Annotated in this window: 13 protein-coding genes; all 13 read left to right on the forward strand. The window is 63.0% G+C overall.

The window, feature by feature from the left end; translation table 11 throughout:
- Window positions 1-3,535, forward strand: a 3,535-nt coding sequence (locus AC1Q6I_RS23800) for a beta strand repeat-containing protein (protein WP_492618407.1), incomplete at its 5' end; no start/stop codon positions are given.
- Window positions 3,536-3,576: 41 nt separating this feature from the next.
- Window positions 3,577-5,091 (forward strand): TolC family protein, encoded by a 1,515-nt coding sequence (locus AC1Q6I_RS23805; RefSeq protein ID WP_069074966.1) that lies wholly within the window; start codon window positions 3,577-3,579, stop codon window positions 5,089-5,091.
- Complete coding sequence (gene cysC, locus AC1Q6I_RS23810) at window positions 5,075-5,686, forward strand: adenylyl-sulfate kinase (RefSeq protein WP_024072686.1); 612 nt, start codon at window positions 5,075-5,077, stop codon at window positions 5,684-5,686. The genes AC1Q6I_RS23805 and cysC overlap by 17 nt, the downstream gene beginning before the upstream one ends.
- Window positions 5,687-5,695: 9 nt before the next feature.
- Window positions 5,696-5,941: a DUF2789 domain-containing protein gene (locus AC1Q6I_RS23815; protein WP_024072687.1), complete on the forward strand. Its 246-nt coding sequence runs from the start codon at window positions 5,696-5,698 to the stop codon at window positions 5,939-5,941.
- A 225-nt stretch (window positions 5,942-6,166) separates the two neighbouring features.
- Window positions 6,167-6,598, forward strand: coding sequence for a MarR family winged helix-turn-helix transcriptional regulator (locus AC1Q6I_RS23820; protein WP_024072688.1), 432 nt, complete (start codon window positions 6,167-6,169; stop codon window positions 6,596-6,598).
- Window positions 6,595-8,673 carry an FUSC family protein gene (locus AC1Q6I_RS23825; RefSeq protein ID WP_102625409.1) on the forward strand — a complete coding sequence of 693 codons (2,079 nt, stop codon included), beginning with the start codon at window positions 6,595-6,597 and terminating at the stop codon, window positions 8,671-8,673. The genes AC1Q6I_RS23820 and AC1Q6I_RS23825 overlap by 4 nt, the downstream gene beginning before the upstream one ends.
- Window positions 8,670-8,879, forward strand: a complete 210-nt coding sequence (locus tag AC1Q6I_RS23830; RefSeq protein ID WP_016969155.1) for a DUF1656 domain-containing protein — start codon at window positions 8,670-8,672, stop codon at window positions 8,877-8,879. The genes AC1Q6I_RS23825 and AC1Q6I_RS23830 overlap by 4 nt, the downstream gene beginning before the upstream one ends.
- A complete protein-coding gene (locus AC1Q6I_RS23835) occupies window positions 8,876-9,778 on the forward strand; it encodes an efflux RND transporter periplasmic adaptor subunit (protein WP_024072690.1) in 903 nt (300 codons plus the stop codon). Before AC1Q6I_RS23830 ends, AC1Q6I_RS23835 begins: the two co-directional genes overlap by 4 nt.
- Window positions 9,775-11,223, forward strand: a complete 1,449-nt coding sequence (locus tag AC1Q6I_RS23840; RefSeq protein WP_024072691.1) for an efflux transporter outer membrane subunit — start codon at window positions 9,775-9,777, stop codon at window positions 11,221-11,223. The genes AC1Q6I_RS23835 and AC1Q6I_RS23840 overlap by 4 nt, the downstream gene beginning before the upstream one ends.
- Before the next feature lie 80 nt (window positions 11,224-11,303).
- A complete protein-coding gene (locus tag AC1Q6I_RS23845) occupies window positions 11,304-11,936 on the forward strand; it encodes an NADH:ubiquinone oxidoreductase subunit N (RefSeq protein ID WP_069074964.1) in 633 nt (210 codons plus the stop codon).
- Window positions 11,937-12,086: 150 nt separating this feature from the next.
- Window positions 12,087-13,583 (forward strand): YdgA family protein, encoded by a 1,497-nt coding sequence (locus AC1Q6I_RS23850; RefSeq protein WP_024072693.1) that lies wholly within the window; start codon window positions 12,087-12,089, stop codon window positions 13,581-13,583.
- A gap of 302 nt (window positions 13,584-13,885) precedes the next feature.
- The gene (pgaA, locus tag AC1Q6I_RS23855; RefSeq protein ID WP_102625408.1) at window positions 13,886-16,366 is read left to right on the forward strand and encodes a poly-beta-1,6 N-acetyl-D-glucosamine export porin PgaA; all 2,481 of its coding nucleotides are present in this window, start codon (window positions 13,886-13,888) and stop codon (window positions 16,364-16,366) included.
- 12 nt (window positions 16,367-16,378) lie between these two features.
- A complete protein-coding gene (pgaB, locus tag AC1Q6I_RS23860) occupies window positions 16,379-18,376 on the forward strand; it encodes a poly-beta-1,6-N-acetyl-D-glucosamine N-deacetylase PgaB (RefSeq protein WP_024072695.1) in 1,998 nt (665 codons plus the stop codon).
- Window position 18,377 lies beyond the last annotated feature (1 nt).

The raw sequence follows: 18,377 nt of genomic DNA on the forward strand, positions 1-18,377 counted from the left end.
CACGTTCAGCGAAGCAGTCACCGGCTTTACCAACGCCGACCTGAGCGTCGCCAACGGTACGTTGAGCGCGGTGACCAGTAACGATGGCGGTATCACCTGGACAGGCACATTCACCCCGAGCGCCAGCATCACCGACACCACCAACCTCATCACCTTGAACAACACCGGCATCGCCGACTTGGCGGGCAACGCCGGCAGCGGTACGACCGACTCCAACAACTACACCATCGATACCGCACGGCCCACCGCGACCATCGTCGTCGCCGACCCGGCGCTGAAAATCGGCGAAACGTCGCTGGTGACATTCACGTTCAGCGAAGCAGTCACCGGCTTTACCAACGCCGACCTGAGCGTCGCCAACGGTACGTTGAGCGCGGTGACCAGCAACGATGGCGGTATTACCTGGACAGGCACGTTCACCCCGAGCGCCAGCCTCACCGACGCCACCAACCTCATCACCTTGAACAACACCGGGATCGCCGACCTGGCGGGCAATGCCGGCAGCGGTACGACCGATTCCAACAACTACGCCATCGATACCGTACGGCCCACCGCGACCATTGTCGTCGCCGACCCGGCGCTGAACATCGGCGGCACTTCCCTGGTCACCATCACCTTCAGCGAAGCGGTCAGCGGCTTCACCAATGCCGACCTGACGATTGCCAACGGCACGTTGAGCGCGGTGAGCAGCAACGATGGCGGTATCACCTGGACAGGCACGTTCACCCCGAGCGCCAGCCTCACCGACACCACCAACCTCATCACTCTGGATAACACCGGCATTGCCGACCTGGCGGGCAATGCCGGCACGGGTACCACCGACTCGAACAACTACGCCATCGATACCGTGCGGCCCACTGCGACCATCGTCGTCGCCGACCCGGTGCTGAACATCGGCGGCACGTCACTGGTCACCATCACCTTCAGTGAAGCGGTCAGCGGCTTCACCAATGCCGACCTGAGCGTCGCCAACGGTACGTTGAGCGCGGTGACCAGCAACGATGGTGGTATCACCTGGACAGGCACGTTCACCCCGAGTGCCAGCATCGCCGACGCCACCAACCTCATCACCTTGAACAACACCGGCATCGCCGACCTGGCGGGCAACGCCGGCAGCGGTACGACCGACTCCAACAACTACACCATCGATACCGCGCAGCCGACCGCGACCATCGTCGTTGCCGACCCGGCGCTGAACATCGGCGGCACGTCCCTGGTGACCATCACGTTCAGCGAAGCGGTCAGCGGTTTCACCAACGCCGACCTGAGCGTCGCCAACGGTACGTTGAGCGCGGTGAGCAGCAACGACGGCGGTATCACCTGGACGGCGACTTTCACGCCGACCAGCAACGTCACCGACGCCACCAACCTCATCACGCTGAACAACACGGGCGTCAACGACCTGGCCGGTAACGTCGGTACGGGCACCACGGATTCGAACAACTACGCCATCGATACCCAGCGCCCAACCGCCACCCTTGTGGTTACCGATTCAGCCCTCGGCATCGGCCAGACCTCACTGGTGACCATCACCTTCAGCGAGGCGGTCACCGGCTTTACCAATGCCGACCTGACGATTGCCAACGGCACATTGAGCGCGGTGAGCAGCAACGATGGTGGCATCACCTGGACCGCGACGCTGACCCCTGTGAACGGGGTGACTCATGCAAACAACGTCATCACCCTGGATAACACCGGCGTCACCGATTTGGCGGGCAATGCCGGCAGCGGTACGACCGACTCGAACAACTACGCCGTCGACAGCCAGCGGCCGACCGCGACCATCGTGCTCGCTGATACGGCGTTGGTCGCCGGTGAAACGTCACTGGTGACCATCACGTTCAGCGAGGCGGTCACCGGTTTCACCAACAGTGACCTGAACGTGCCCAATGGCACCCTCACGGCGGTGAGCAGTGCCGATGGGGGTGTGACCTGGACCGCCACCTTTACTCCGACCGCTGGTATCAAGGACACCACCAACCTGATCACCCTGAACAACACGGGCATCGCCGACCTGGCAGGTAACGTCGGCACAGGCACCACCAACTCGGTCAATTTCACCGTCGACACCGTACGCCCAACCGCGACCATCGTGGTGGCGGACAATGCGTTAAATATCGGCGAGACCTCATTGGTCACCATCACGTTCAGCGAAGCGGTCAGCGGCTTCACCAACGCCGACCTGACGATTGCCAACGGCACCTTGACGACTGTGAGCAGCAGCGACGGCGGTGTTACCTGGACGGCGACTTTCACGCCGACCAGCAACGTCACCGACGCCACCAACCTGATTACCCTCGACAACAGCGGCGTTCAGAACGGCTCGGGCAATACCGGCAGCGGCAGCACCGATTCCAACAACTACGCCATCGATACCCAGCGGCCGACGGCAACCATAGTCGTTACCAACGACAGCCTGAACATCGGTGCCACTTCGCTGGTGACCATCACCTTCAGCGAGGCCGTCACCGGGTTTGATCTTTCGGACCTGAGTGTCGCCAATGCCGTGCTATCCAACCTGGCGAGCAATGATGGCGGCAAAACCTGGACCGCGACCCTGACGCCGACCGCCGCCATCACCGATGCGACCAACCTGATCGTGCTGGATGCCGGCCAGGTTAACGACACGGCGGGTAACGTTGGCACCGGCATCGCGATCTCGAATAACTACGCGATCGATGGCGAGCGCCCTACCGCGACCATCAGTATCGCCAACCCGAACTTGACCGTCGGCCAGACGACTACCGTGACGTTCACCTTCAGCGAGAAAGTCAGCGGCTTTAATCTGGATGCCCTGAGCGTGGCCAACGGCAGCTTGTCCAACCTGGTCACCGGTGACGGTGGCAAGACCTGGACTGCGACCTTGACGCCAACGGCCAACCTCAATGACCCGAGCAATTTCATCACCCTCGATAACCGCTTGGTGAATGACCTGTCGGGCAACGCGGGCAGCGGCTATGCCAACTCCAACAATTATGCGATCAACACGGTAGCGCTGACCGGCGACCCATTGTTCCGCGTCACCGATCCGGCACCGCCTCAAGACGCACCGAACCCACCCTTGCAACCGATCGTGTTTGGCCGGCCGACGGGCGTCCTCGGTTCACCCATCGGCTTCCCGCCGTTGTTCGAGCAACGTGAGCTGGGGGCGGGCTTGCCGCCGGTGGGCAGCATCTTTCTGCGCAACGGTGCCTTGGCTCCCAGCTATATCGCCCAGGTATTCGGCACCGATAGGGCCGGTGACAGCAGCGCCAGCGGCTTTTTGGGCTTGGGCGGCGGCGATGGCGGGGTGTTTGGTTCAAGCACCTTGTCGAGCCTGTTCAATCGCGAAACCCACGGTGACGATAGCCCCCTCAAGGCGTCCGACAACCAATCGATCAAAGGCCCGGGCGATCCGGTCCAGGGGGCGCGCGGCATGTTTGGCGCGCCGAGCCTCGGCCAGCAATTGCAGCAGCTCAAAGACACAGAACAGCGCCAAGTGATGGACCTGGCGCACGCACTGCAACAAGTCGGCATCAGCGAAATGCAGGCTTGAACACACTTAACTCCAGGCGTAGTAACAGGGGCATTACAAGGATGAAGACACGTCATATGTTGTTCGGTGCCAGTGTGCTGGCGCTGGCGATCAGCGGTTGTGCAGTCACCAGCGAACCGATTGAGCGCAGTGTCAGCGAGCAGCGAGCCCGCAACGACCTGCACGGCATGTACAAGGATCAGGAGCCGTTGAGCGGCGCGTTGACGCTGCACCAGGCCATGGCCCGCGCCGTCAAATACAACCTCGAAGGTCGTTTGAAGGTGATGGAAGAGGCCCTGGCCAAACGCCAATCGGATCTCTCCAGCTTCGACATGCTGCCGCGCATGGCCTTGTCCGCAGGCTATGCCGGACGCAATAACACCAACGCTTCCAGCAGCCAGAGCGTGCTCACCGGTACCCAGTCCCTGGAGCCGTCGACCTCCCAGGACCGCGATCGTCGCGTGGCGGACCTGACCATGGTGTGGAACGTACTCGACTTTGGTGTCAGCTACATCAGCGCCAAGCAGCAAGGTGACCAGCGCCTGATCATCCAGGAACGTCGGCGCAAGGTCATCAACACCATCGTCCAGGACGTGCGCTCGGCCTACTGGCGAGCCGTGGCGGCCGAGCGCTTGCTGACCCAGATCGATAGCCTGATGGCGCGGGTCGACAAAGCCCAGGTCGATAGCCAAAGCATGAGCGAGCAGCGCATCGGCGACCCGGTCCAGGCCCTTGGCTACCAACGCTCGCTGATCGAAGCCACACGCCAATTACAGGAACAGCGCCGTGCCTTGTCCCTGGCCAAGACCGAGCTGGCGACCCTGATCAACTTGCCCATGGGGACTGAGTTGAGGCTGGCCACGCCGGACGACTACACCGTGCCCCAGCTCAAGGTCAACCTGGCCAGCCTGGAACAGGAAGCCCTGGCCAATCGGCCGGAATTGCGCGAGCAGGATTACCAGAGCCGCATCAGCGCCGCCGAAACCCGCAAGGCCATGTTGCGCCTGCTGCCGGGCCTGGAGTTCTCCGCCGGTGGCCACTACGACAGCAACTCGTTCCTGGTGGACAATCGCTGGGCCGACTACGGCGCCAAAATCACCTGGAACCTGTTTAACGTGATGTCCGCGCCCGCCGCCATCGACGTGGCCAAGGCCGGTGAAGAAGTCGCCACCGCAAGGCGCCAGGCCATGTCTATCGCGGTGCTGGCGCAGATCTATGTGGCCAACGCCAACTTCCAGGACGCCGTGCGCCAGTTCAAGACCAGCGAGCAACTGGCCAATATTGACGGGCAAATCCTCACTCAGTTGCGCAATCGACACGAAGCGGCTGGCCTGGGCGAACTCGACCTGATCCAGGGCGAGCTCAGTACCTTGCAAGCCGACCTGCGCCGCGACCTGGCTTACGCCGACCTGCGCAACGCCTACGGCCAGATCTTCGCCAGCGCCGGTCTCGACCCGCTGCCGGAGCAACTGGACTCCGACCGCGTGCAAAGCATCGCCACCGCCCTGGCCAGCCGTGAATCGGCCTGGGCCGCCGGCAACATCAGCGCACCGGTGCCGCGTGCCGTCGCCCAATAACCTGGTGGCGCCCACGGCGAGCATCACCCGCCGTCAACGCGAGGCGCGCAATGGCCATCGGGGTGTGGCGATCCTGCTCACCGGCCTGCCCGCCTCGGGCAAGTCGACCCTGGCCCAGGGCCTCCAGGCCGCGTTCTTCGAACAAGGCCGCCAGAGCATCGTGCTCGACGGCGACGCCTTGCGCGTCGGGCTCAACAAAGACCTGGGCTTTGCCGACGGCGACCGTCTGGAAAACATCCGCCGCGCCAGCGAACTGGCGGCGTTGCTGGTGGACAACGGGCAAATCGTGATCCTGGCGATGATTGCGCCCCTGGTGCAATTGCGCGCGGTCTTCGCCCAACGCCTGGGGGCCGATTATCGGGAAGTGTGGTGCAGTGCCTCGCTGGCGGTTTGTGAGCGGCGCGACCCCAAAGGTCATTACGCCCGCGCCCGCAGGGGTGAGCTACCGGGGTTTACCGGCATTGGTTCGCCCTACGAGCCACCGCCCCACGCTTCGCTGGTACTGGACACCGGCGTGCTGTCGACACAACAGAGCGTCGAACGGTTGTTGGCCTGGCTGGCGCCTGAACTAGACTCTGGGGAATTGTCTTCTTAGGAGCCCGCCATGGAATCGCCTGTGCACAGCTTGCCGTCACTGTTCAAACAGCTTGGGCTGGCCGATGACCGGGTCAGTATCGAACAGTTTGTGGCGGCTCATTCACCGCTTAAGCCGGAGCTGCATCTGGCGGATGCGTTTTTTTGGACGGACAGCCAGAGAGCGTTTTTGCGCGATGAAATCTGCGAGGACGCGGATTGGGCGGAAGTGGTGGATGAGTTGAATCTGATGTTGCGGAGTGGGCGAGGAGGGTAAAAAAATCTTTTGAAAGTTGTCTGAAGCCGACACCGATCCAAATGTGGGAGGGGGGCAATCCCCCTCCCACATGGCTTATGCGATTGCTGAACATCCGACCCTCCCACCACCTATCCGCTAAATTGTTTCAAAACTTGACGCAATTTGATCTCTCCGCCATATTGATAGTTAGCAAACTAACAGTATGCGAACTATCCAGTGCCTCAATCCCTCGAACAACTCCAGATGAACCTCAGCAGCAGCATGGTGGTGGGCGCCCGTAACTGGCGCAAAATCTGCCAGAACACGCTGGTGAGCTACGGTATTTCAGAAGCCTGCGCCGTGCCGTTGCTGATGATCGGTCGCCTGGGCGATGGTGTGCACCAAGTGAAAGTCGCCCAGGCGTCAGGGATGGAAAGCCCGTCGCTGGTGCGCCTGCTCGATCAGTTGTGCAGCAGCGGCTATGTGTGCCGCACCGAAGACGTCCACGATCGCCGTGCCAAGGCCCTGAGCCTGACCGAGCGCGGTCGCGAGCTGGTGCAGGCGGTGGAGGTGCAACTGGTGCGCCTGCGGCGCGAAGTGCTGGCCGAGATTGCCCCTGCGGACATGGAGGCTGCGTTGCGTGTACTGCGTGCTTTTGAAGCGGCCCATCAACACCCTGCCGGTGTGACATCTTGAGCGGTTTTTTCACCGGCCTGCCGCCGGCGAAGGACTGGTTCTACGGCGTACGCACTTTCGCGGCGTCGATGATCGCGCTGTACATCGCCATGCTCATGCAAATGCCGCGTCCCTATTGGGCAATGGCCACGGTGTATATCGTCTCCAGCCCGTTTGTCGGCCCCACCAGTTCCAAGGCGCTTTACCGTGCCATTGGTACCTTCATGGGCGCGGCGGCGGCGGTGGTGTTCGTGCCGATGTTCGTACAGTCACCCTACCTGCTGGTGGTGGTGATTGCCTTGTGGACGGGCACCTTGTTGTTTCTCTCCATGCACCTGCGTACCGCCAACAACTACGCGCTGATGCTGGCCGGCTACACCTTGCCGCTGATCGCCCTGCCGGTGGTGGATAACCCGCTCGCGGTGTGGGACGTGGCTGAAGCGCGCACCGAGGAAATATTCCTCGGCATCGCCGTCGCCGCGGTGGTCGGCGCGATGTTCTGGCCCCGGCGCCTGATGCCGGTGTTCGATGGCTCGGTCGCCAAGTGGTTCAGCGATGCGCAGGTCTACAGCCAGCGCTTTCTCACCCGCAACATAACGCCGGAAGAAGTCAGCACTTTGCGCGGTGGCATGGTCGCCACCTTCAACACCCTCGAATTGATGATCGGCCAGTTGCCCCATGAAGGCGCGCGGCCGCAGACGGTACGCAACACCAAGGAACTGCGCGGGCGGATGATTCATCTGCTGCCGGTGGTGGATGCGCTCGACGATGCGCTGTACGCCATCGAGCACCGAGCGCCGGAGTTTCTCGCCGCGCTCGCGCCGTTGCTGGAGGCGACGGAACAATGGTTGCTAAGTACCACCGAGTCCGCGCCGTTGGACCGCTGGCGCGCCCTGCGCGACCAGGTCGACGCCCTGCAACCCCACGGTGAAGCGCTGGACGACCGCCATACGCTGCTGTTTTCCAACGCCCTGTACCGCCTGGGCGAGTGGATCGACCTGTGGCAAGACTGTCGCAGCCTGCAAGCGGCCATCCAGTGTGAAAGCCAGGACACCTGGCGCGCCGTCTACCGCCACTGGCGCCTGGGCCGGCTGACGCCATTCCTCGACCGTGGGCTGATGCTCTATTCGGCGTTCTCCACTGTGACCGCGATCATCGTCGCCTCGGTGCTGTGGATACTGCTGGGCTGGACCGACGGCGGCAGTGCGGTGATCCTGGCCGCCGTCGCCTGCAGCTTCTTCGCCTCGATGGACGACCCGGCACCGCAGATCTACCGGTTCTTTTTCTGGACCGCCATGTCGGTGCTGTTCGCCAGCCTGTACCTGTTCCTGGTGTTGCCCAACCTGCACGATTTCCCGATGCTGGTGCTGGCGTTCGCCGTGCCCTTTATCTGCATCGGCACACTCACGGTACAGCCACGTTTTTACCTGGGCATGCTGTTGACGCTGGTGAATACCTCATCGTTCATCAGCATCCAGGGTGCCTACGACGCGGACTTCCTCAACTTCGCCAACGTCAACCTGGCCGGGCCCGTGGGCCTGCTGTTCGCCTTTGTATGGACCCTGGTTTCCCGGCCCTTCGGCGCCGAACTGGCGGCCAAGCGCCTGACCCGTTTCAGCTGGAACGACATCGTCGGCATGACCGAGCCCTCGACCCTGAACGAGCAACGTTACCTGGCCGCGCAAATGCTCGACCGCCTGATGCAGCACCTGCCGCGCCTGGCCATCATCGGCCAGGACACCGGCATCGCCCTGCGTGATCTGCGCGTGGCGCTGAACCTGCTCGACCTGCTGGCCTATTCGCCGCGCATCCTCGGCGTGCCTCGGGTGCTGCTCAACCAGGTGGTGGACGGCGTGGGTGGTTACTTCAAGGCCTGCCTCAAGGCGGGTGAACGCTTGCCCGCGCCCAGCGGTCTGCTGATGACCCTCGACCGCACACGTCGTGCCCTCAACGGGCAAGGCCTGCAAGACGAAGACGACACCCGCCTGCATCTGTTGCATGCACTGGCTGGCCTGCGCCTGGCGCTGTTGCCCGGCGTGGAATTTATTGGCGGCACGGAGATGGAGGCGCCGTTGCCCGATGGAGCGCCTCTATGATCGGTGATCTGGATATCAGCGGGGTGTTCCTGCCCACGTTGCTGGTGCTGATGGGCATTACCTACGTGTTGTTCCTGGTGGTGCACGGTTTGCTGACGCGCATTCACTTTTATCGCCTGGTCTGGCACCGGGCATTATTCAATGTGGGGCTCTACGCGCTGTTGCTGGGCGCGGTGGACTCACTCAGTCGATACCTGATGACATGAAAAAACCTTTTTTGACCATCGGCCGTGTAGTCCTGACGTTATTGATCGTGACCTTTGCGGTCGTCGTCGTGTGGCGCATGGTCATGTACTACATGTTTGCCCCCTGGACCCGTGACGGCCACATCCGCGCCGACATCGTGCAGATCGCCCCGGATGTGTCCGGGCTGATCCAGCGGGTCGACGTGCGTGACAACCAGTTGGTCAGCAAAGGCCAGGTGCTGTTCGCCGTCGACCAGGACCGTTTCAAGCTGGCGCTGCGCCAGGCCCAGGCTGCCGTGGCCGACCGCCAGGAAACCCTGGCCCAGGCCCAGCGCGAGTACAAGCGTAACCGGGGCCTCGGCAACCTGGTGCCCAGCGAGCAGCTGGAAGAAAGCCAGTCCCGTGTCGCCCGAGCCCAATCGGCCCTGGCCGAGGCGCAAGTCACGGTGGATTCGGCCCAACTCAACCTCGACCGCTCGGTGATCCGCAGCCCGGTCGACGGCTACGTCAACGACCGCGCGCCGCGTACCCAGGAGTTCGTCACCGCCGGCCGCCCGGTGTTGTCGGTGGTGGACAGTAACTCGTTCCATATCGACGGCTACTTCGAAGAGACCAAGCTCGACGGTATCCACGTCGGCATGGGCGTCGACATCCGCGTGATCGGCGATAACGCGCGCCTGCACGGCCACGTGCAGAGCATTGTTGCCGGGATCGAGGACCGAGACCGCAGCAGCGGCTCCAACCTGCTGCCTAACGTCAACCCGGCGTTCAGCTGGGTGCGCCTGGCCCAGCGGATTCCGGTGCGTATTGCGTTCGATGACGTGCCGGCGGACTTCCGCATGATCGCCGGGCGCACGGCGACAGTGTCGATCATCGGCGACAAGCCCGCGGCCAAGGCGCAGCAGGGAGAACAACCATGAAACCGGCGGCGCTGTTGGCCACCGCGGGGCTGGGTGTATTGCTGTCGGCGTGCCAGGTGGTCGGCCCGGATTACCAACTGCCGGACAAGGCCGCCATCAACCGTGGTGACCTGCAAGGGCAACTGTTGGGGGAGGGCAACAACGTGGTGTCGGCGCCGGTGCCGGCGGACTGGTGGAAGCTGTACCAAGACCCGCGCCTGGATGAGCTGGTGCGCCAGGCCATGGCCTCCAACACCGACCTGCGCGTGGCTGCCGCCAACCTGCAGCGTTCGCGTTATCAGACCCAACAGGCTGAGTCCGCCGGCGGCTGGAGTGCCGGCGCCAAGGCCGAGGTGCAGCGCCTGCAGGAATCCGGCGAAGCGTTTTTGCAGGCAGACAAAGTGCCGGTGGATAACATTGGCAGCGTAGGCATTACCACCTCGTATCAATTCGATCTGTTCGGCACCTTGCAACGTGGCATCGAAAGCGCCCAGGCCAGCGCCGATGCGGCCCAGGCCGCCGTGGATATTGCGCGCATCACCCTGGTGGCCGATGTGGTGCGCTCCTACACCCAGGTCTGCGCGGCCAACGAAGAGCTGGCGATCGCCAACGAGTCCCTGGACCTGCAAGCCCAGAGTACCCAGCTGACCCAACGCCTGCGCGACGCGGGCCGTGGCGATGAAACCCAGGTCACCCGTTCGCAAACCGAGTACAAATCCTTGCGCGCCGACATGCCGCGCTACGAAGCGGCGCGCCAGGCCGGGCTGTTCCGCCTGTCGATGCTGCTGGCCAAGCCCGTGGACCAACTGCCGGCGGGTACCGGCACCTGCGCCCAGCTGCCGCACATCGCTCAATTGTTACCGGTGGGCGATGGTGCGGCACTGCTTAAGCGTCGCCCCGACGTGCGCCAGGCCGAACGCCAACTGGCCGCCGCCACCGCGCGTATCGGTGTGGCCACCGGCGCGTTGTACCCGGACATCGCCATCGGCGCCACGGTGGGCACCGTGGGCCTGCTCGACAACCTCGGCCAGCCCGCGACCAACCGCTGGGGCTTCGGCCCGATGATCAGCTGGACGGTGCCGACCAACGGCGCCCGTGCGCGCATCCACGAGGCCGAAGCCGCGACCCAGGGCGCCCTGGCGCATTTCGACGGCGTGGTGCTCAACGCCATCCGTGAAACCCAGACCGGCCTGGCGCAATACACCGCCGTCTTGCAGCGGCGCGAGGCGTTGGCTGACGCCGAGCACTCTGCCCAAGAGGCTGCGGACCAGACCCACCGGTTCTTCAAGGCCGGCCGCGAATCGTTCCTCGCCGACCTGCAAGCCACCCGCACCTACACCGCGATGCGCGCGCAACTGGCGGCGGCGAACACCCAGGTTGCCATGAGCCAGATCGATCTGTTCCTGGCCCTGGGCGGCGGCTGGGAAAGCGGACGAACGCAAGCCTCACAGGCCAGCAAACCCTGAGCGAATGACTATGCTTTGTCAGGTGGAGCGCGGTGACGCTCCCCTGACACTGCTCGCGTTTGCTCATGGGGATTCCAATAATGAAAAACCCTTATGCTCCCGCTTTCTGGTGCGTGCTTTTCGCACTGGTGTTGTTATCGGCCGCGTATTTCTACGGCGTCATGCTCGCCCATCAACTCGACAAGGCCATGGTGTTTCTCGACAGTGCCTGCCTGGTCATCGGCACCTTGTCCATCGGCGTGGTGGCCTGGGCGTCCTACCAGAACCAACGAGTGAAGAAAAAACTCCTCGAACAGGGCAAGACCCGGGTTGCAATCTGGGACACCAAGGTCGCCCTGCGCCGTGTCGAAACCGTGTTCGACCGCTATTTCTGGGGCAGCTACTGGCAGCCCGGGCGTACTTTCCAGGAAGTCATGGGGGACCTCACCGGCACGCCTCTGGAAAAAAGCCTCGAAATCCTGAAGAAACAATGCGTGCTGCTCGACCGGCAGGTAGACGAGGGTAGGCACTGGCTGAATAACGCGCGGGAATTGTCCGATGTCGCCACGCAGATGGCCCGGGAGCGCTATCAGTTGGACTTCTGCGACCCCAAGTCCGACACCCCCGGCAATGCGGTGATTCACCGTGAATTCGAGGTGCTGGTGTACACCTGGACAGCGCGCCTGAAGAGTTTTGACCACCAGTTGGATGAAATCGAGTTGGAGTACTCGTGAACCAAGTGCCGACCTTACCCCTCTGAAAAGCTGGGCCGTTCGCGGCCGCCAGTGCTAATCTTCCCCCCGCTTTTCGGCGGGCTTGAGCCAACCTCACTCGGGGTTCAAGGAAGACAGCCCACTTCTCACAGGATTTGATCAGGTCACTTCATGAATAAGCCAGCAGTCGTTCTTTTGGGTTTTGTGGTCGCCGTTGGCGTCGTCAGTGCAGGCGGCGCCTGGTACACCGGTAAACAGTTGGAGCCGGTGCTGCAAACGGCGGTGCAGGACGCCAACAAGGAACTGCAGCGCTCCATGGCTGGCGTCGACGGCACCGTGGCCCTGGAGCTGGTGTCCCTGGAGCGTGGCGTGTTCAGCAGCACCGCGCACTACCGCCTGAAGGGCCAAGGCTCGGTGTTTGGCGAAGAAAACCCCAACCCCGAATTGCTCTTCGTCGACCATATCGAACACGGCCCGCTGCCGATCTCGCGCCTGGTCACGCTCAAATGGCTGCCGGTCATGGCCACCAGTCACTACGAACTGGAAAAGAACGCCACCACCGAGAAATGGTTCGCCGCCGCCAAAGACGTGTCGCCGCTTAAAGGCGTGGCCAATATCGGCTACAGCCGCTCGGTCAACGGCAACATCGAATTGCTGCCCCTGGCGTTCAAGGACGACAAGTCTTCGGTGAGCTTCTCCGGCGCCAACATGAATTTCGACAGCACCGCCGAAGGCCAGAAGGTCAAGGCCGACGGCTTCATGAACAGCCTCAAAATCGCAGCGGTCGATGCCAAGGGTGACGCCTTCGAGGCCGAACTGGCTGGCCTGACCATCGCCAGCAACCTGGAAAAATCCACCTTTGGCTTCTACACCGGGCAAAACACCGTTGAGCTGACCGACAGCAAGTTCACCTTCGGCCCGCAGAAAGCCGTGCTGACCGTCAAAGGCTTCGAGCAGAAAGACTCCAGCGAAACCAAGGACAACAACCTGGCCGGCCGTGTCGACTACAAGATCGACGAGATCGGTTACCAGGGCAAACCCGTGGGCTCGGCGGCCATGGCCCTGAGCATGAAGAATGTCGACATCCCGGCCATGCTGGCGCTGACCAAGCTCTACCAGGACAAGATGCAGCCGGTGCAAGCCGCTGCCGCAGCGGGCCAACCCACACCTGAGCTGCAACTGAGCGAAGCCGAGCAGGCCCTGGCCGAGGCGAACGTCAACCAGGTACTGGCCGCCAAGCCCCATCTCGCGTTGGAAAACCTGTCCCTGAAAACCACCCATGGCGAAAGCAAATTCAACCTGGTGCTGGACCTGGCCAAGCCTTCCTCCATGGAGCTGCCACCGGTTGAGCTGGGCAAGCAGATGGTCTCGCAGCTGGATGCCAACCTGACCTTGTCCAAGCCGATGATCGCCGACGTTTCCGCGTTGCAGGCGCAGTTGGGTGGCGTGACCGATCCTCAAGCCATCGAGCAGCAATCCCAGATGGCGTCCGAGATGGTCAGCGGCATGGCGGTTGGCACTCAGCTCGCCACCCTGGTAGGCAGCGACGTGGTGTCCAAGCTGCACTACGCCAACAATGAAGTGACCTTCAACGGCCAGAAAATGACCGTCGAACAATTCATCGGGTTTGTGATGGCAAAAGTCGGCGCGATGAGCGGCGCGCAGTAAGTATTTTTTACACCAGCCTGAAATAAACAGTGTGGGAGCGGGAGTGCCCGCGGCAGGGAGTCAAGCAGCCGGCGTAGATGCCGGTTGATACCTCCTTTTCGCAGGTAAGTCCGCTCCCACATTCACATTTACGCCGGGCATGGCAATTCTGAACAATTGTTCTGAATTGACCTTTTTCGTACGCACCTCGGCGATAGTTGCGACAGGAAAGCTAGGCCGGGTCATAAGACGCCGACAACCTGAAGCAAATCGCTCAGGACCACCTATCGTTAAAGCTTTCCGTGTGTAAGGAAGCTCACGATATGTTGCGAAACCTCCCTCTCAGTGCATCAGGCCGGTTGCGACTGCTCATCGGGGTCGCCTTGTGCAGCCAATTGCTGATGCCCACCCTCGCCATGGCCGATCCGGCCTATGACGCCCTGATCATCCAGGCGCGCAACGGCAACTTCAGCCCCGCCCTCACCCAACTGCGTCAATTGTCCTCCGAGCGCCAGACGCCGGGCCAGGTCAGCGACCACCTGGTGATCGCCGGTTGGGCCGGCCAGGACGCCGAAGTGCTGCAGGTGTATGAGGCTCAGGGGCAACATCGCAACCTGACCACCCAGGCATTGGCCACCGTCGCCCGCACTTATCGCAACCAGCGGCAGTGGGCACAGGCCGAAGCGGTGTATCGCCAAGCGCTGCTGCGTGAACCGAACAATATCGACCTGCAACTGGGCCTGGCCCTGACCCAGGCCGACGGCGGCCAAGCCAGTGAGGCCGTGCAACGCATTCGCGCGCTGGTGGCCGCCAAACCCGACGACCCCACCCGACGCATGGCCCTGGGTTACGCGTTGGCTCGCGCGGGGCTGAATTACGACGCGTTGTTTGAGTTCGACCAGGCTTTTATCCGCGCCAGCGACAAACCTGACGTCGCCCGCGAGTACATCGTCGCCCTGCAAAAGGCCCGTCTGCCTGAACCCGCCTTACGCCTGTCGGCCCAACGCCCCGGCCTGCTCGACGCGGTAACCCAGCGTCGCCTGGAGGGCGACCTTGCCGCTGAACGCGTGCGCATGGCCGAGTTCGCCACTCGCTCCGAACAAGAGCGCTACGTCATCGCAGACCGTGCGCTCCAGGATTACGACAAGCTACTCACACGCTGGACCCCTGACCCCACTGCCCACGACGACGTGGTGCGCTGGCGCATCGACCGCCTGGGCGCACTCAAGGCGCGGGCACGCACCGCCGAGGCGATTCGCGAATACGAAACCCTTAAAGGCGAAGGCGTGCAATTGCCGACCTACGCCGTGCGTTGGGTGGCCGCCTCTTACCTTGACCAGCGCGAGCCGGAAAAGGCCGAGCCGCTGTATCGCCAGGCGCTGGCCGCGCCGGATGCTGACCCGGCCGACCGCGTTGAAGACAGTACGGCGCTGTTCTATGCCCTGGTGGAAAGCGACAGAGCGCTGGATGCGCGTGAAGTCGCCGACAATCTGGCCAAGAGCGAGAACCCCCGTGAAGAACTCAAGGGCTTGCCCATCGGCAACCCCAACGACAGCTGGATGGACGCGCAGCAACTGGCGGCCCAGGCGGGCACCTACAGCAATGACCTGCCTGGCAGCGAAGCCGGCCTTGAAGCGCTGGTGCGAAAAGCCCCGGGCAACGTCAGCCTTCAACTGGCCCAAGCCAATATGTACCGGGCCCGGGATTGGCCGCGCCGGTCCGAGAGTGCCCTCAAGGAAACCGAGTCCCAGGCGCCACGAGATATCAGCCTGGAAGTGTCCCAGGCCTATACCGCCATGGACCTGCAAGAGTGGCGGCAGATGGATGTGCTGACCGATGACGTGCTGGCCCGCAACCCGGACAGTCGCCAGGTGCAACGCCTCAGCCGCCTGCGGGACGTGCACGACATGGCTGAGCTGCGGGTCGAGGCGTACACCGGGAAAAGCTACGGCGGCGGCAACAACCAAGACGCCGGCGCGGTGTCCGGCAGCCGTGACTGGGGCATTGAAAGTGTGATCTACACCCCGCCCATCGACGAAGACTGGCGCCTGTTCGCCGGCGCCGGCTATGCCACCGCCGACTTCAGCGAAGGCACTGGCCAGCACCGTTGGCAGCGCGTGGGGGTAGAGCGGCGTACCCGTGACATGACCATCGAAGCCGAGGTCTCCAACCATTCCTACGGCGATGGTTCCAAACAAGGCGCCGCGATCTCGATTGCCCGCGACATCAACGACAATTGGCAATACGGCGGCAGCCTCGGCTACCTGCTGAGCACCACGCCGTTGCGCGCATTGAATGACGGGGTCACGGCCAATGGCGGCAGCGGGTTTATCCGCTGGCGCGCCAACGAAAGCCGCGAATGGAAACTGACCCTCAGCCCGTCCCATTTCAGCGACGGCAACGACCGGGTCGAAGCCTTGCTCAGCGGCCGCGAAGGCCTCTACAGCTCGCCAAAAGTGCAAGTGGACCTGGGCCTGGAAGTCGGCGCCAGCCGCAACAGCAAGGAAGACACGGTGTACTTCAACCCGAAGTCGGATTTCACCGTGTTGCCCGTCCTCAACATCAACCATGTGCTCTATCACCGCTACGAGACCCAGTGGAGTCAGCAGTTCCAGGTCGGTGCGGGTACGTATAGCCAGCGGGATTATTCCACCGGTGGCATCGGTCTGGTGGGCTATGGCCAACGCTTTCGCTGGAACGATGTCCTGGAAGCCGGCGCCAACCTGAGCCTGATCAGCCGCCCTTACGACGGTGAGCGCGAACGCGATCTGCGCCTGCTCGTCGACCTCACTTACCGTTTCTAGAAGAGCCTGACCATGACCGTCCTCAGCCGTTGCTTGTTGGTCCTGGGTGTATTGCTGGCCAGTGCCTGCGCCCAGCAACCCGCGCCATTCACTCCACCCGCCGAGCGGCCGACCCCGGCCAATGAAGCGCCGTGGCCGAAAAACCATTTCCTGGGCATCGCCTACCACGACGTCGAGGATCGCGACCCCGACCAGGCGGTGGTAGCGGTGCGCACCGAGCGTTTGATCGAACAGTTGGCCTGGCTGCGCGAGAACGGCTACCAGGCGGTCAGCGTCGACCAGATCCTGACTGCCCGCCGTGGTGGAACACCGTTGCCGCCCAAAGCCATCATGCTCAGTTTCGATGACGGCTATTCCAGCTTCTACACCCGCGTGATGCCGATCCTGCGCGCCTATCGCTGGCCGGCCTTGCTGGCGCCGGTGGGTTATTGGATCGACACACCGATGAACAAGCCGGTGGACTTCGCCGGCTCACCACGCCCACGGGGCGAGTTCCTCACCTGGCAGCAGATCCGCGAAGTGTCGCAATCGGGCCTGGTGGAAATCGCCGCGCATACCGATGCCAGTCACACCGGGATCCTGGCCAACCCCCAGGGCAACCTGGAACCGGCGGCGACCTCGCTACGCTATGACCCGGCTACGGGCCGCTATGAAACCCCAGCGCAGTTCGAGGCGCGGATGCGGGCGGATGTGGTGGCGATCTCCAACAAGATCCAGACCGTGACCGGCAAGAAACCACGGGTATGGGTATGGCCGTATGGTGCGGCCAAGGGCACCTCGCTGGCGGTCGTTGGCGAGCAGGGTTACCAGATGGCGCTGACCCTGGACGATGGCCTCGACGACCTCGGCAAGCTGATGAACAGCCCGCGCTTCCTGGTGGCCTCCGACCCGGACGGCGAACATTTCGCCAACAGCATCGTCGCGGTACAGGCCCCTGCGCCGCTGCGGGTGCTGCATGTGGACCTGGACAACGTCTACGACCCGGACCCGGCCCAACAGGCGCGCAACCTCGACCAGTTGGTGCAGCGTGTAGTGGACATGGGCGCGGGGACGGTGTTCCTGCAAGCCTTCGCCGACCCCAAGGGTGATGGCCTGGTGCACGAGCTGTATTTCCCCAACCGTCACTTGCCGGTGCGCGCCGACCTGTTCAACCGCGTCTCCTGGCAGTTGCACACCCGTGCCCATGCCGCCGTGTATGCGTGGATGCCGGTGTTGAGTTTTGCCCTCGATCCCAAGCTGCCTCGCGTAACGCGCTGGGACCCGGAAACCGGCAAGGTGGGCACAGACCCGGATCAATACCAGCGCCTGTCGCCGTTCGACCCGCAGGTGCGCAAGATCATTGGTGAGCTCTATGAAGACCTGGCGCGCAACAATGCCATCGACGGCGTGCTGTACCACGACGACGCGGTGCTGTCGGACTTCGAAGACGCCAGCCCCGCCGCGCTCAAGGCCTATGCCGCCAATGGCCTGCCCGGCACCATCGCCGCGCTGCGGGCCGACCCGGCGGTGATGCAACGCTGGACGCGCTTCAAGAGCCGCTACCTGATCGACTTCACCAACGAACTGACCGCCAAGGTCCGCGCCGTCGGTGGGCCGCAGGTACTGACCGCGCGCAATATCTTCGCCGAGCCGATGCTCAACCCCGGCAGCGAAGCCTGGTTCGCGCAGAACCTGGATGATTTCCTCCAGACCTACGACTGGACCGCGCCCATGGCCATGCCACTGATGGAAGGCCAGACGCTGAAGAACTCCAACGCCTGGCTGGAAAAACTGGTCGCCACGGTCAAGGCGCGCCCCGGAGCACTGGAGCGTACCGTGTTCGAACTGCAAGCCAAAGACTGGCGCACCAAGGCTGCTCCCGATATCGACGGGGCGCAGATGGCTGAATGGATGGGTGTGCTCAAACGCCAGGGGGTCACGAGTTTTGGTTACTACCCGGACAACTTCCTGGAGAACTCCCCGGACCTGAACACCGTGCGTCCGGCCCTTTCCAACCAATGGAACCCTTGAC

Source organism: Pseudomonas sp. MPR-R2A5 (assembly GCF_058793055.1).

Bases quoted from the DNA above. Each gene is read 5' to 3' on its own strand.
- AC1Q6I_RS23805 (WP_069074966.1), top strand. From the start codon at position 3,577: ATGAAGACACGTCATATGTTGTTCGGTGCCAGTGTGCTGGCGCTGGCG.
- AC1Q6I_RS23815 (WP_024072687.1), top strand. From the start codon at position 5,696: ATGGAATCGCCTGTGCACAGCTTGCCGTCACTGTTCAAACAGCTTGGG.
- AC1Q6I_RS23820 (WP_024072688.1), top strand. From the start codon at position 6,167: ATGAACCTCAGCAGCAGCATGGTGGTGGGCGCCCGTAACTGGCGCAAA.
- AC1Q6I_RS23830 (WP_016969155.1), top strand. From the start codon at position 8,670: ATGATCGGTGATCTGGATATCAGCGGGGTGTTCCTGCCCACGTTGCTG.
- AC1Q6I_RS23835 (WP_024072690.1), top strand. From the start codon at position 8,876: ATGAAAAAACCTTTTTTGACCATCGGCCGTGTAGTCCTGACGTTATTG.
- AC1Q6I_RS23840 (WP_024072691.1), top strand. From the start codon at position 9,775: ATGAAACCGGCGGCGCTGTTGGCCACCGCGGGGCTGGGTGTATTGCTG.
- AC1Q6I_RS23845 (WP_069074964.1), top strand. From the start codon at position 11,304: ATGAAAAACCCTTATGCTCCCGCTTTCTGGTGCGTGCTTTTCGCACTG.
- AC1Q6I_RS23850 (WP_024072693.1), top strand. From the start codon at position 12,087: ATGAATAAGCCAGCAGTCGTTCTTTTGGGTTTTGTGGTCGCCGTTGGC.
- pgaA (WP_102625408.1), top strand. From the start codon at position 13,886: ATGTTGCGAAACCTCCCTCTCAGTGCATCAGGCCGGTTGCGACTGCTC.
- pgaB (WP_024072695.1), top strand. From the start codon at position 16,379: ATGACCGTCCTCAGCCGTTGCTTGTTGGTCCTGGGTGTATTGCTGGCC.